The 13512-nt window shown below is 35.0% G+C and carries 16 protein-coding genes and 1 pseudogene; 12 read left to right on the forward strand and 5 right to left on the reverse strand.

Annotated elements, in window-relative coordinates; genetic code table 11:
* Nucleotides 1-625 precede the first annotated feature (625 nt).
* The 5 genes and pseudogenes from ACQKMI_RS10045 to ACQKMI_RS10065 form a co-directional block, all read left to right on the forward strand.
* Nucleotides 626-1207, forward strand: coding sequence for a recombinase family protein (locus ACQKMI_RS10045; protein WP_427488478.1), 582 nt, complete (start codon nt 626-628; stop codon nt 1205-1207).
* 98 nt (nt 1208-1305) lie between these two features.
* Complete coding sequence (locus ACQKMI_RS10050; protein WP_427488480.1) at nt 1306-1884, forward strand: hypothetical protein; 579 nt, start codon at nt 1306-1308, stop codon at nt 1882-1884.
* A gap of 73 nt (nt 1885-1957) precedes the next feature.
* Complete coding sequence (locus tag ACQKMI_RS10055) at nt 1958-2170, forward strand: hypothetical protein (protein WP_427488482.1); 213 nt, start codon at nt 1958-1960, stop codon at nt 2168-2170.
* Nucleotides 2171-2781: 611 nt separating this feature from the next.
* A complete protein-coding gene (locus ACQKMI_RS10060; protein WP_427488484.1) occupies nt 2782-4827 on the forward strand; it encodes a restriction endonuclease in 2046 nt (681 codons plus the stop codon).
* A gap of 570 nt (nt 4828-5397) precedes the next feature.
* Nucleotides 5398-5523, forward strand: a pseudogene (locus tag ACQKMI_RS10065) (purine-nucleoside phosphorylase); the annotation flags it as partial.
* Between the two features lie 15 nt (nt 5524-5538).
* On the opposite strand, the gene ACQKMI_RS10070 reads toward ACQKMI_RS10065, so the two are convergent.
* Complete coding sequence (locus ACQKMI_RS10070; RefSeq protein WP_427488486.1) at nt 5539-5673, reverse strand: hypothetical protein; 135 nt, start codon at nt 5671-5673, stop codon at nt 5539-5541.
* Between the two features lie 309 nt (nt 5674-5982).
* Between ACQKMI_RS10070 and ACQKMI_RS10075 the strand changes: the two genes are divergently transcribed.
* Nucleotides 5983-6453, forward strand: a complete 471-nt coding sequence (locus ACQKMI_RS10075; protein WP_427488488.1) for a hypothetical protein — start codon at nt 5983-5985, stop codon at nt 6451-6453.
* A gap of 91 nt (nt 6454-6544) precedes the next feature.
* Here ACQKMI_RS10075 and ACQKMI_RS10080 read toward each other — a convergent pair whose 3' ends face one another.
* Nucleotides 6545-6889, reverse strand: a complete 345-nt coding sequence (locus tag ACQKMI_RS10080; RefSeq protein WP_427488490.1) for a DUF6176 family protein — start codon at nt 6887-6889, stop codon at nt 6545-6547.
* A gap of 438 nt (nt 6890-7327) precedes the next feature.
* On the opposite strand from ACQKMI_RS10080, the gene ACQKMI_RS10085 reads away from it, so the two are divergent.
* The 3 genes from ACQKMI_RS10085 to ACQKMI_RS10095 all read left to right on the forward strand — a co-directional run bounded on the left by ACQKMI_RS10085 (nt 7328) and on the right by ACQKMI_RS10095 (nt 9385).
* Nucleotides 7328-8215, forward strand: a complete 888-nt coding sequence (locus tag ACQKMI_RS10085; RefSeq protein ID WP_427488492.1) for a DMT family transporter — start codon at nt 7328-7330, stop codon at nt 8213-8215.
* Nucleotides 8216-8445: 230 nt separating this feature from the next.
* Nucleotides 8446-8751 carry a hypothetical protein gene (locus tag ACQKMI_RS10090; protein ID WP_427488494.1) on the forward strand — a complete coding sequence of 102 codons (306 nt, stop codon included), beginning with the start codon at nt 8446-8448 and terminating at the stop codon, nt 8749-8751.
* A 181-nt stretch (nt 8752-8932) separates the two neighbouring features.
* Nucleotides 8933-9385: an NUDIX hydrolase gene (locus ACQKMI_RS10095; protein WP_427488496.1), complete on the forward strand. Its 453-nt coding sequence runs from the start codon at nt 8933-8935 to the stop codon at nt 9383-9385.
* A 148-nt stretch (nt 9386-9533) separates the two neighbouring features.
* Here the strand turns inward: ACQKMI_RS10095 and ACQKMI_RS10100 are convergent, their stop codons facing one another.
* From ACQKMI_RS10100 to ACQKMI_RS10110, 3 genes are all read right to left on the reverse strand, one after another.
* On the reverse strand, nt 9534-9713 hold the full coding sequence (locus tag ACQKMI_RS10100; RefSeq protein ID WP_427488498.1) for a hypothetical protein: 180 nt from the start codon (nt 9711-9713) through the stop codon (nt 9534-9536).
* A gap of 335 nt (nt 9714-10048) precedes the next feature.
* Nucleotides 10049-10267: a hypothetical protein gene (locus ACQKMI_RS10105; RefSeq protein ID WP_427414784.1), complete on the reverse strand. Its 219-nt coding sequence runs from the start codon at nt 10265-10267 to the stop codon at nt 10049-10051.
* 490 nt (nt 10268-10757) lie between these two features.
* Nucleotides 10758-10901, reverse strand: coding sequence for a YjcZ family sporulation protein (locus ACQKMI_RS10110; protein ID WP_323650038.1), 144 nt, complete (start codon nt 10899-10901; stop codon nt 10758-10760).
* Nucleotides 10902-11415: 514 nt separating this feature from the next.
* Here ACQKMI_RS10110 and ACQKMI_RS10115 point away from each other — a divergent pair.
* From ACQKMI_RS10115 to ACQKMI_RS10125, 3 genes are all read left to right on the forward strand, one after another.
* Nucleotides 11416-12273 (forward strand): RhaT/GlcU family sugar-proton symporter, encoded by an 858-nt coding sequence (locus ACQKMI_RS10115; protein ID WP_427488500.1) that lies wholly within the window; start codon nt 11416-11418, stop codon nt 12271-12273.
* 15 nt (nt 12274-12288) lie between these two features.
* Nucleotides 12289-13074, forward strand: a complete 786-nt coding sequence (gene gdh / locus ACQKMI_RS10120; RefSeq protein WP_427488502.1) for a glucose 1-dehydrogenase — start codon at nt 12289-12291, stop codon at nt 13072-13074.
* A gap of 188 nt (nt 13075-13262) precedes the next feature.
* Nucleotides 13263-13487, forward strand: a complete 225-nt coding sequence (locus ACQKMI_RS10125; protein ID WP_427488504.1) for a hypothetical protein — start codon at nt 13263-13265, stop codon at nt 13485-13487.
* Nucleotides 13488-13512 lie beyond the last annotated feature (25 nt).

Below are 13512 nucleotides of genomic sequence, written 5' to 3' on the forward strand. Positions count from 1 at the left end.
CCCAATATCGCAGAGTATTTATATACATTATAAAGACTATATATACTTAGTAAAATATAGATTGTTAAAAACACAAATCCTTTCTTTCTGCTTTTCACAAAGACTGAGGAAAAAATAGCTAAAACTATACTAACGACTGCCAACTGAAATAAAATGAGTATTGTGAACATCAAAATATTATTATCCATTACACCAATCCCCCTACATGACTTCTACAAATGAAAGCAATTTCCTTGTTCCGCTAAACTGCACCGTTAGTTGAATAACTGAACAATCAGTTGTTTGGAATAGCATACCATATTTCCAAATGTTGGTGTAGAGAGGTGTGAATCAGTAACAAATGAGATTGACTGTTACTTCCGAGCGAGACGATAGCGTCTAAATACCTTAGAAACCTATTCAACAATAAAGAGCAGTAATTCATGGAGAAATTCCTATACAATACTCAAATTAAAAAGTTATTTAAATAGTAGCGGTACATAAGGGTAAATGTGACATTATCTAAAGTGTGTGAGTGAATACAGGTTATTAATAGAGGAGCTAGGTTGTTAACGAGAAGGAGTACGATAGTGGAAAGTGGTGTCATAATTAAGTGTCATAAGCAAGCGTGAAAAGAGGAACTAAAATGACAGTATATGGATATGCTCGTGTCTCAACTAAAGGTCAGGAACTAGAGGTACAGATTGAAGCCTTAGAGAAAGAGAATGTGGAATACATATATAAAGAAAAGTTCACAGGTACATCTATAGATAGACCACAGCTACAAGAGCTGATTGAAACTTTGCAAGCAGGAGATAAGCTGATTGTAACTAAGTTAGACCGTTTAGCACGTAATACAAAAGAAGGTATCGAACTAATTGAACAATTATTCGGGAAAGATGTGAAAGTCCATGTGTTGAATGTAGGCTTATTAGAGAATACAAGCATGGGACGATTTTTCTTAACAACTTTACTTGCGGTTGCTGAAATGGAGCGCAATATGATTATTGAACGTACACAGGAAGGCAAAGCGATTGCTAAGCAGAATCCTAACTATCGTGAAGGTAGAAAGCCTACATACACAAAGGTACAGCTTGACCATGCTATGAAGCTTAAAGAGACTCATTCATTCTCACAGGTTGAAGAAGCTACAGGGATTAGTATGAGTACCTTGAAACGTGAAGCAAAGAAACGCAAAGCACAGGAAGTTGCACAAGAAGTTTATTGATTTTGATAGCAGGAGCATATCAGTGTTGATATGTTCCTTTTTGTGAATTAGCTGAGTACAGTATAATAAAGGTATAAATGGAAAAGAGGTGTGGGGAATTGAAACGATTAGACATGTATTATAAAACTCTTGAAATGGGCAATGAAAAACTAAGTAACTCTACAGCAGATAAAGAACGAGTTTTAGAAGAAGTAAAAAGTGAAAGCCTTCTTCAAGTCACATTAAAGGTTCATTTGTACATTGAGCGAGAATTAAATGTGATGTTGAATGAATTGAATTTAGATTATACAGGTATTCATAACAATAGATTCAAAACAAAGTTAGATATTATCTATAGGTTAAGTCTAATTGATAAGAAGCTATATGATGTGATTGCAAAGCTGAATTTAATTAGAAATGACTTTGCTCATAAAATTGATAGTAAAAAAGATAGTGAACTATATAAACAATTATTAGATGGAGCTTCTGGGTTTGTATTAGACAATCATAAGAATGATGTGAAAATGAAAGAGTTATTGTACAAGAAAGAACTATCTACAAGTCATAAGATTAAAATGCTATTAGTGAATATTTGGATTACATTGAAATTTACTTCTACTAATATGAATAAAGTGAAATTAAATATGGCTAAACGACTAGAAGATGAAGTACAACAAAAGATAAATGAATTAGAATAAGCGTTATTTAATAACTAGATGATATAAAATGCTTTTAGTAAGGGGTTTGAATCGAATAATGGAGGAGAAAAACTTGAAATTTGTATATTATAACGATACTGGCAGAGAAATAAGTATCCATCCAGCAACCGAAGTACATGGCACAAAATGTGATATGTCAATAATTCATCCATTAGAAGAACGGACTTTTATTCTACCTGAAAACACATATCCTTGGGTGAAAATGTGGGACTATGGAGAAGAGCGTGGTCTTAGTATTTTAGTCTCCCCTCAAAGTGGAGAGTAAAATCATTCTTTTACAGTAGACCTGTTGAGGTGTGCCAGAGCCATCTGAGAAGCCATAAAGTTCGTTCGCAGCGCTGTTGTGACTGTCAGAATAGCGTAAGTCATGTTTCTATAGAACGTTTTAAGGAGCATTTAAACTTGTTTTGGAGCGTGAAGGTCTAATGTAAGGGTGGGGCGTACGTTAACAAGGATTTGGTAAAGGTCTATGGATGGTAACGTGTTCCGAGTACAAGCATGAAAGGGGCTATGTTTTTTTGAAACGACTTATTCATTATTCAAAATAATAATGTAGTAAAACAGGGGTTTACCTGCTACAATTGAGGACAAGAATTGCATGAATTTAACGGATTTTTCTGTTTTGATAAATTGAGTAAAACCCTTATGTATCAATGGTTGGCGAGCGTACTGTATGACATCACATCTAAGCCACCAGCGACTATAGAGTGGGAATAATACGAACTGTCAAACAAATGCCCGAAAACCCTTGGAAATCAATGGTTTTCGGGCACTTGAATTATTACGTTGCACGGCCCTGCAACACGAAGGGCAAAAATAATATTGAAACCATAATATAATTTATTCAAGAATAACATTCCGAAAGGAGGTTTTTGTATGTTTATTGAAGATTTACAGCAACAAAAGATAGAGTGGAGAAAAAAAGGTTGGGCAATTCCCGACATTAGAGGTAGCAAACAAGATTGGTACAATCTTATTAAAGAACTTATAAGGTTAATTGCTGATAATTTAGCCACAGATTTAGATTCACATCCAGACATAAATGGCGTATCAGAAACTTACACTTGGCGTTCTTATGCATCTTTTTTGAAAAGTATGGGGCTAGTCAGTAATCGAGCCGGGATTTTGAGCTTAACTGAAACAGGCCGTTCATTTTATAATAATTCATCAAAAAGACATTTGGCCGATTTAATACAAGATAAAGTTCGTCTTTTTGGCGAAGTATTAGTGTTTTTACAGACAGACGCCAAAAGAATCGAAGAGGTTGACAAGCAAATATGTGAAACTTTTTGCTTGAGTTGGGCTAATCTCAGCAATACTAGACGTAGAATGGATTGGCTTGAAGTTCTTGGTTTGATACAAGACGTAGGCAATCGAAAATGGGGATTAACACCTGAAGGTGAAAGCGCTATCAACGATTGGCGACTTGTGACAGCGGATGTTTTAGATTTACTTGAGTCTGATTCAAGCGATATTGTTATTGCAGAACCTCCTGAAGAGATTGCCTCACTTTTACAGCATCTGTTTGATATTCCTGATGAACACAAAAAGCGCAGTACATATAACATTTGGGTGCCTAGTCCGAATCGAATCAATAATTTGAGGATTATTGTTCAATTTGCGCTTGAACGTGTCTCTAGAGCAGATTTATTTAAATTCATTGAGGATGAATTTAGTTTAAAAATGAGCAGCGTTGAGTCTATGTTGCCTTTTTTAAAAGCTGCCGGGCTTTTAGAAGAAGTTGGCCGCAACGTTTATATAGCGACATCAGCAAGCAAAGCGTGGTGCGAAACCGGAAATGATTTGGATTTCATAAGGATTCTCCACTGCCATATGCGCTTTGTAGGGGAAATGATTCAAGCTGCCGAAAATGATTCGATTCGAAATGATATTTATGCACAAGCAAAAAACTATGGACTCAATACGGAAAAAGCTAGATGGATTGCTGGCTTTTTGCTTGAAGCAGGTTTGCTGGAAGAACCACGATATTTGCACTTGAAAGCTACCTCATTGGGCAAACAGTTTGTTTCCCGTTTGCCGTTGTCTAATGAGGTATTGAACATCGAAGATGGAACAAATGCGGATGAATCAAAGGAACCAGTTGTTGCTGCAAAACCTGAGCGAACAATGGCTGATGAATTATTTGATCGATTAGGTGAATCTTCAAAGGATCCTATGGCATTTGGAAAAGCTTCGGGGGTGGCTTTTGAAGAGTCTATTGCCGAAACATTCTGTTACATGGGCTTCGATGCTAAACGTATTGGTGGTGCTGGCGACACAGATGTAATTATTCGGTGGAAAGATAGCGAAGGAAAAAATATAATTGCTATTGTTGACGGTAAATCTAAGAGTTCGGGAACTGTATCTCATAGTGATATAAGTGATGTAGCAATTGATATGCATAAAGAAAAAAATAATGCTGATTATGTTGCTATCGTTGGGGCTAGTTTTAGTGGCGATACAATACGAAATCATGCCCGCAAGAAAAAGTTTGCTCTTATCACAGTTGAGGAATTAATTGAAGTGGCTCGCAGTACCCATGCCTTGGGATTATCATTAGATGAAATAGCATATATTTTTCAAGTTCCAGATGGGCTTTCAAAACTCGATGGACTTATGGAAGCAAAAAGGCGACAGATGGATATTATTACGCTTGTAATTTCTCAGTTTAGACAGGAACAAGAACTATTGGGTAATCTTTCTGCGCGTGATTTATACCTTTTGCTTAGGGCAACTGCTATTTCTCCTACTTTGGAAGAATTGATGGATGTTTTTGATATTCTTTCAAAACAAGAAATAGGCATACTTGTTCTAGTAAGCAAAGCATCTGCATCCGAGAACTCCACCTATATGTTAGCCCATGGAAAAAGTGCCGTGAATAGATTACGGGCAATTGTTTATGCCATAGAAAGTGGGTTGTAAAACATCAAAAACACCTGCGATGATCGAGTGGGAATAGTTAAATTACAATTAGAAAAAGCTTGGAGAGCCATATTTTATAAGGTTTCTGCCAAGCTTTTTTGTTTTTTATGATACCAATAATAATTTAAAAGTAAATTATTAAATATTGTTTGATTTTTAAATGTATAATTGAAGTTAATTATGGTGGATTTATCTAAGGAGGTTTTTTGATATGCTATGTATGGTTTTGCGATGTCTGTAAGTAGATCTAAGTGGCAACCAAAATTTGAGTATGATATTGGTTTTTAAGTATGTAATTTTTATGTGATGATTGAATTAACAACAGGGGGATGGTTTCCGATATTGTGGTATGGTATCTTCCTATACAAAGGTGACCTGTATCAACCACACGCTTTAAGGTTGCTAATAAAACGACATGATTAATATCATTACGGTGGAAAATATGTCCCCTAAAAAATAGGGGACTAAAAGGGACTAAAATTTTTCTTGTTAGAGTAAAATCGCTATACAGCTTTTGTATATTTTGTGTGAAAGTAATGAACCTTAAAAGTTACTCAAACCTTGATATATCAAGCACTTTCTATCCTAACAGTAAGTGACCACATTCTAACTGGAGAAATAACAACTTCAGAAGAACGCCAAACTACATTCAACGATATGATCGTTGTTGCACTTGAAGCTGCTATTCAAGAGTAGTTGATTCATTAACGTTTATAGTAAATCTAAAACATTAAAAATAAGAGCAACCGACCAAAAACGACCATTTTTTAAAATGGAGTTAAAGCAGTCGGTTGCTTTTTCTATATCTTTCATAGGTGAATGACTACTATACATTAACAATGACATACCAAGGTTCAACCTCCGATTTAACGAACTATCGTAGGGATGTGCTAGCCTTAACGAATAAAATGGTGACATTGTGCGGAATACATATATGATGTATGGGGAAATGGTACAATGGCAACTATCAATCCATATCGCTATGCAGGATAACGATACGATGAAGATTCAAAACTTTACTAGCTAAAAGAGTTTATCATTAACATTTGAAGGATAAATATAGAGAGAATTATTTACGATCATATTTGTTTCGTTTTTAAATATTCAAAACAAGTAAACATAAACTGATTAGATCAAGCAAGGAGCAAATTATCATTGAAAAAATTTCGTGGAAAAAAGCGTTATTTTCGTAATTTATCGAGGGAACTAGACGTAGCAAACTATAAATTAGATTTTGGGGAAGAAGGATGGTTTGATATATGGCATACGCATCTTGATTTTTATGGACATGGAGATAATAGTTTGAAGTTAAGAAGAGAGCATATAAAGGCTCATATAATTTTATACAATCGCTTATTAGAAAATCTTCGAGTATTTGAAAAACCTTATCAATCTTGGATAGGATTAGTTGATGAAGACGCAGGATCAGATGCAGTTTTTATCCATACTCCTAACCCTAATGATAACAACTTCCCACTTAAGTTAGAAAATATAAAGTGGGATTGTCCTATTCCAAATCAGTACAAGGATTTAATAAATTTAAATGAGTTTAATGTAGGTCATTATACTGAAGAATCGAATAATGTCTTCATAATTCAATCAAAAAATAATGGGGTAAGATTATAGGATTATAAAGGGACTTGCAGGTATAAAATTCAATCATAAACGCAAGTCCTAATCTTCTAAAATTAAAGTCTTCGTTCGTGTAAGAAAGTGCTTATTTCATAGAATTTCGTACTTTTTCAGGAATCATCACTACCTCAGTTTGTAATTCTACAGGTTTAAAGGTTTCATCAATACATTCATCCCAGTATTCAATGTGTTTTTTATCTATCCAATGTTCTGATTCATCGACATCAATTCCACCTGTCCCTTGAACAGCATACCAATACAAATATTCTTCGCCATTTAAAACTTCTCGAAAAATCGTTTCAACGTACATTTTCTCGCCTTCAAGGGTAACTAGAACATCTTCCATATATTCATTCAAGAAAGCTAACCATTCATTTACTTTTTCCGTTTTACCTTGTTTCACTCGAAATCGCGTGCACTCAATATTCATTGTACTTTGTTCCTTTCAGTTTTTTTTCCATATTAATCCCACTACATTCTAACATTATTAATTTTATTTTCATATTCTTCTGAATTATAAAGTAGGGTCAATCGGAGAAATCTAATAATAGTAGCCGGAGTAGAACGGGTACGGGTCTGCCTGTAGGACTTGATCCCGTATATGAATGACAAGATGAACGGGGTTATTTGAATCTTCATTTCTAGTTAAGACATCACATTACTAATTATCTGGGAATAGATTCCGTTGCTTTAGAAATCTAATAAAATAGATGCAGGATATGGAAAAAAACTTTTTACAAACAAAATATGCGATGATACTATATATTAGGCGATAATTTGAAGGGGAGATAATTCCTTCCTAGAACTACTGGGTATTCTCTTTCGATATTTCGTTAATTAAAGAACGACAGAAGGTATAGTAAATATCGTGACAAATCTAATGTATGTATTTTGTTTAATAGTATGGGGACTTAATTTTATTGCAGTGAAAATTCAAGGAACGCCTGTAAGCTTAGAATTATCCTTAACTTATCGACTAGTTATTACTGCATTCTTATTTATTGCACTAGTATTGTTTCTTAAGCCAAAAGGGATGCCTACGCGGAAAGATATACCATTTATCATTGTGTTTGGGGTATGTAACTTTGCTTTAAGTTATTTATGCTTATACTACGCAACCATATTAAGCTCAGCAGCAATTGTAACATTAATTTTTTCATTAAAAGTGATATTGACTCCGCTAGCTCTCCGTATTTTCTTAAAAGAGCAACTACATCCTCGAGTTTTGTTTGGAGGAGTTCTAGGTGTGTTGGGAGTTTGTGTTCTCATTTATCCTTCTTTAAGTAGTTTTTCTAGCTTTGCTGTTCTAAAAGGTATTTTGATTGCTCTTTTAGGTACAGTACTTACAGCTATTGGTGATGTAAGTTCTGCAAGAAACGCCAGAGTAAAGATTGACCCTATTTATTCGAATGCGATTGGTTTTACTGTAGGAAGTATTTTAATGTCAATTATTGTATTGTTACAAGGGCAAAAGATCATAATTCCTATATCCATAACATACATATCTGCTTTATTGTACTTAACATTAATAGCATCTTTCCTAGCATGGCTATTTTATTTAAAGCTTGTTGAAATAATAGGTGCTGCTAAAAGCGGGTACATGGTAGCTTTATTTCCGGTAATTGGAGGTATAGCTTCTGTTCTAATTGGTGAATCACCGCTTTCAATCTATTTGATAATAGGATGTTTATCTAGCTGTCTAGGTGCAGCTTTAGCTTTAGGATTTAAAATTCCACGTAGGATTAAACAAACGTGACTTTAATTAAATAGGATTCCAGTAGTCCACTCAGAAATGGGTGGCTTTTTCTATTTGTTATTTTAATTTCTACTAGGTGACTCCTTTAGGGCTTCTAAGCAACTCAGACGTCCTCAGGAAATCGCCAGGGCGGAATAGAAATATGGAGATGAGCTAAAAAAGTAGGTGGAGATAATTACCTGAGTTGAGATATTATTAATCTAAAAGGGTAACGAAAGGAGGATTCTATTTTGAAAAAGATAATTATTTTGTTCGTTACGCTTATAATATTCTGCAGTATATTGTTTATGTGTAAAAGTGAAGTAAAAGCTACTTTTATAGGGGTGATTGAAGAGATGATAAACGATCGGAGAGCAGTAGTTTATGTAACTGAATCGGAAAATAATGCGGTTAGAGGAATTGTTTATGTAAATCTAGCGAAGAATCCCAATGAAACATTTAAGGTTGGTGATAAAGTAAAAGTAGGTTATGACGGAACAGTCCCACCTACAGCACCAATGGCGGTTACTACACTTACTGTAGAAAAAGTTGAGTAATATAATAGTGTATAATGTGACATTGCTTTGAAATAATGATTGATCATTACGGTTTTTCTAGTAAGTCTGATTATATTTAAAGGTATCTCTAAGAGCAAAAAGGATGCGAGCTGAATTTATTTCCTTATACGCCAACCACATTAGATAATAAACTCAAAATAAAGTTATTGGAGGGTCCCAGATGTCTGAAGATTTAACAGTAAAAATGAATGCAGGAAAATTAAACATTCGCGTTGCAGCATGGATTGTTCACGACGACAACCTATTAGTAAGTCAATTTCCTGACGGTACAATATCTTTGCCCGGAGGAAGAGTACATTTACGCGAAACTAGTATTGAGGCAATCGATCGTGAGATATTGGAAGAGACGGGAATGCAACTAGATACCCCAAAATTATTTGCGGTAATCGAAAACTTTTTCCTCGAAAAGGAATATTTTCACGAGTTTTTATTTATATACCGTGGTCAAATTCCAATTCAACCGAAATACTACGGACAAGACTCTAGTAATCAAATAATTAAGTGGATCCCTTTAACACAAGTGAATGAATTGAAACCAGACATTCTTGTTAAATTATCCGAAATTGTAGAGATAGAGGAACTGCATCACTTCACAAATATTGAAGCAAAGTAGCCATGCAATTACTTTTCTCATTAACGTGAAGTAACCTCACTACCTAAACATAAATAAAAAGACTAGTATGTATGAATTACGTACACACAAGCCCTATAGGAATGCTTATTGGCTAATACTTTGAGTTTTGATAGGCGATAATAGATTCTTATTTTTTAAAAATAGTTGTATTTTCTATACGAATTGAATCAACTTCACCACAATCTAAACAAAATGTATATATTTTGTTAGCTCCTTTAAATGACCCTTTACTTGGTTTTACAGGCATATAGTCTGTAGCTTCTGTGAATTGGGTATTTCCACATCTCTTACAATTTTTATTGGTCATGTATTTCACTCCTCAATTGTGCTTCTTTCTACTCTGAAATTGTAACATAGATAGGGTGCAGTTTAGGAGAGAAATGGAAAAAATGCGGAGAGGGTTGATTTTTACCCAAAAACGGCTACTTATGCTAAAGGATTTGAGCTGCGCATCAATGACGCAGAAAACAACCTTTGTATTTAATAACGCGCTGAAAGATAGACCTGTGTAATGCATACGAATTAGATGGAACATCGAAAAATTGGAGGGAATGATTGTTCTTTTAGTTGTAGGGTGAAGAGGCCGCATTTGGGTGAGCATATAGGCATTTGCGTAGACTGTTAATCCTTATATTGCATAACCTATATCGATATCGAAAGGAGGAAAAAATATGCGATACGATTACGGGCATGGTGGTCATGGGGGACAACAAGGTGGCAGACATCCATATTACCCGGTTTCTCCAACCCATTTTTATCCGAGCCAACACTATCCATCCCATCATTTCTACCCAATGCATTACTACCCAACTCATCCAACTCATCCGCACCATCCACACCACCATCATCACCACCATCCACAACACCACTATCCGAACCCACGCTATTACTAGAATATAAACGACAAGATCTTTAGAAGAGTCGTCATTCCTGATTTATTTAAATAGTTGTTTTATACCAGCTACAAATGGAGTACCGAGTGTGTAAAAAGTTAAATCACATACTATTGTTTAGTTTTATAGAGAAAGGGTCATTGAAGGAAAGTGATCCTTAACGTTATGAAGGTAGAGGGATAACTTTAGGCATTATTCAATAATAAGATTAGCTAGTGCTGACAATACTTATGAATAAAATGTAAAGAGAGAAAAAGTGTTAGCACTAGTTAATGGCAATAATAAAAATTTTTTGATGTTAGTTGTGGAAGTAAGGAAAGATTGGATCAATGAGCAAGGATAATACTGGTTTAAATAGAAAAAGGTCACTCTGCGAAAGTGACCTTAAATGAAGTGGTGTAAGGCTGAAACCATACACTGTCTATTATTTTCTAATAGCTCAAAATAACTTTTAAAGATTAATACATGAATGTAGCGCCGACAATTATTAAAAGAATGAACAGAACAACAATTAGAACAAATGTTGAACCGTTATTGCCACCTCCATAGCTATAACCTCCGTAGCAACAATTGTTGTTGTAATTGCCACTGAACCATCCCATGATGCATTCCTCCTTTCTACATCTATAATATGTATCGTTATAGAAAGTGGTGGAGGTATTTATCCAACAAAAGAACCTTACAATTAGAAATTTTGGAAAATAATACTTTGAGAAAAAAAGGGCCACTGTTTGGAAGTGACCCTCAGTAACAATTCAAGGCGGTGTTAGCTAAAAATTAGCTTCTCATGCGGTGATAGCTAAAAAATTAGCTTACTATATTATTATGATGCGATAACTACTTTTGTATAGTGGATTGCCTTAGGAATTAATTAATAAATTTAATTGTAAAAAATCCACCATGCAAACATGGATTTCTATAAGACCGAGATAGCTTAATTGCTGTTTTGGTCTATTTTGTGTGATGAAAGAGGGAGTTTTACATAACCAAATATAGCGATTTAAAAGGTGATTTTAATTAAAAGTATAAAAAATTTCCCTTGGCGCAACATAGAAAAGTATTATAGATGTTTTGCTAAATCAAATAAAGCGTTTAGAGAGGTGAAAGGTTTAAAAAATGGATATCATCCTAGCGTTATTACCAGCTCTCTTTTGGGGAAGTATTGTATTATTTAACGTCAAGCTCGGTGGTGGACCTTATAGTCAAGTACTTGGAACAACATTTGGAGCACTTATTTTCTCTATAGGTATTTACTTTTTTGTAAAGCCCGAGTTATCTCCTATAGTGTTTGGAGTCGGAATTGTATCAGGTCTTTTTTGGGCATTAGGTCAAGTAAACCAATTGAAAAGCATTGATTTAATCGGGGTTTCCAAAACAATGCCCATTTCGACAGGGCTACAATTGGTATCAACGACTTTATTTGGCGTAATCGTGTTTCATGAATGGTCGACAACAATGTCGGTTATATTAGGTGTTCTTGCACTTATTAGTATCATCATTGGTATTGTTCTCACATCACTTCCTAATCCAGAAGAGAAACAAAAAGAACACGGAAACAATTTGAAAAAAGGTATTTTAATTTTACTTGTTTCAACTTTTGGATATTTAGTATATGTGGTGGTAATACGCTTATTTAATGTAAGTGGATGGTCTGCTTTATTGCCACAAGCAATCGGGATGGTAATAGGTGGGGTTTTATTAACATTTAAGCATAAACCATTTAATAAATATGCGATTCGTAATATTATCCCTGGTTTAATCTGGGCTGCCGGAAATATGTTTTTATTTATATCACAGCCACGCGTAGGAGTTGCAACAAGTTTTTCTCTTTCACAAATGGGGATCGTCATCGCTACTTTAGGTGGAATTTTTATATTAGGTGAGAAAAAAACAAAACGGCAATTCATAGCAATTATTATCGGGATTGTTTTTATAGTCGCTGCTGGAATTATGTTAGGGATTGCGAAAAGATAAAAAGGAGGGCCTTGTATGTATCCAGATTTAGAAGGAAAAGTTATTGTGATTACAGGTGCTGCAACGGGACTAGGAAAAGCAATGGGCATTCGCTTCGGTGCAGAAAAAGCGAAAGTAGTTATTAATTATCGTTCAAATGAAGCGGATGTAAATGCTGTAGTGGAAGAGGTTAAAAAAGCTGGTGGGGAGGCCATTGCTGTACAAGGTGATGTTACAGTTGAAGCGGATGTTATCAATCTCGTTCAAACTGCTGTAAAAGAGTTTGGAACACTTGATGTGATGATTAATAATGCAGGTATAGAAAACCCAGTAGCTTCTCATGAAATGCCGCTAAGTGATTGGAATAGAGTCATCAGTACAAATTTAACGGGTGCGTTTTTAGGAAGTCGAGAAGCCATTAAATATTACGTTGAAAATGATATTAAAGGAACAGTTATCAATATGTCCAGTGTCCATGAGGTAATTCCTTGGCCGTTGTTTGTACATTATGCCGCTAGTAAAGGGGGCATAAAGTTAATGACAGAAACATTAGCCTTAGAATATGCTCCAAAGGGAATTCGGGTCAATAACATTGGACCAGGAGCGATCAATACACCTATAAATGCTGAGAAATTTGCAGATCCAGCAAAACGTGCCGATGTAGAAAGCATGGTTCCGATGGGGTATATCGGCAAGCCAGAAGAAATCGCCGCAGTCGCAGTATGGCTTGCTTCATCACAGGCTAGTTATGTAACGGGAACTACTCTATTTGCGGATGGTGGGATGACTTTATATCCTGAATTCCAAGCTGGTCGTGGATAAAAAGAGTATGTAAAGGTATCAAGAGTCCTTGATGCCTTTTTTTATTTCCCCAAACAGTGAACGATTACGCAAGGGGAAATTGATTTGTCACATCGACTAATTGCAAATTCGAAACACTCGTTCTAATCTAAAAGAGAACATAACAAGTTAAGTTTTTACTTTGGATGATTAAGGTCGGAGGAAAGAACATGAGAATAGACTTATCAAAGAAGAATTTACAAACTTTGCCTAACATAGATGAAGTGCTGATAAATGAAATAAAGGAATTAAATCTTTTTGATAATGATTTAATAAAAATACCTGAAGAAATATTTGAGATGACTAGTATGGAGGTATTGAAAATCGAAAAAGGACTTCCGTTGATACACGCAAGCCCTAGGCCAAACATTACGTTTATTTTAGCCCATTTTTAATTAGCACTATACTACGTAATTTAAT

Source organism: Lysinibacillus sp. NPDC097214, from assembly GCF_050277945.1.
Taxonomy (GTDB): domain Bacteria; phylum Bacillota; class Bacilli; order Bacillales_A; family Planococcaceae; genus Lysinibacillus; species Lysinibacillus xylanilyticus_B.

What these genes read in the sequence shown, in the direction of transcription:
- ACQKMI_RS10080 (WP_427488490.1), bottom strand. Translation starts at nt 6,889, where the DNA reads ATGAATATTGAGTGCACGCGATTTCGAGTGAAACAAGGTAAAACGGAA.
- ACQKMI_RS10125 (WP_427488504.1), top strand. Translation starts at nt 13,263, where the DNA reads ATGAGAATAGACTTATCAAAGAAGAATTTACAAACTTTGCCTAACATA.
- ACQKMI_RS10115 (WP_427488500.1), top strand. Translation starts at nt 11,416, where the DNA reads ATGGATATCATCCTAGCGTTATTACCAGCTCTCTTTTGGGGAAGTATT.
- ACQKMI_RS10095 (WP_427488496.1), top strand. Translation starts at nt 8,933, where the DNA reads ATGTCTGAAGATTTAACAGTAAAAATGAATGCAGGAAAATTAAACATT.
- ACQKMI_RS10060 (WP_427488484.1), top strand. Translation starts at nt 2,782, where the DNA reads ATGTTTATTGAAGATTTACAGCAACAAAAGATAGAGTGGAGAAAAAAA.
- ACQKMI_RS10100 (WP_427488498.1), bottom strand. Translation starts at nt 9,713, where the DNA reads ATGACCAATAAAAATTGTAAGAGATGTGGAAATACCCAATTCACAGAA.
- ACQKMI_RS10045 (WP_427488478.1), top strand. Translation starts at nt 626, where the DNA reads ATGACAGTATATGGATATGCTCGTGTCTCAACTAAAGGTCAGGAACTA.
- ACQKMI_RS10070 (WP_427488486.1), bottom strand. Translation starts at nt 5,673, where the DNA reads ATGTCATTGTTAATGTATAGTAGTCATTCACCTATGAAAGATATAGAA.
- gdh (WP_427488502.1), top strand. Translation starts at nt 12,289, where the DNA reads ATGTATCCAGATTTAGAAGGAAAAGTTATTGTGATTACAGGTGCTGCA.
- ACQKMI_RS10110 (WP_323650038.1), bottom strand. Translation starts at nt 10,901, where the DNA reads ATGGGATGGTTCAGTGGCAATTACAACAACAATTGTTGCTACGGAGGT.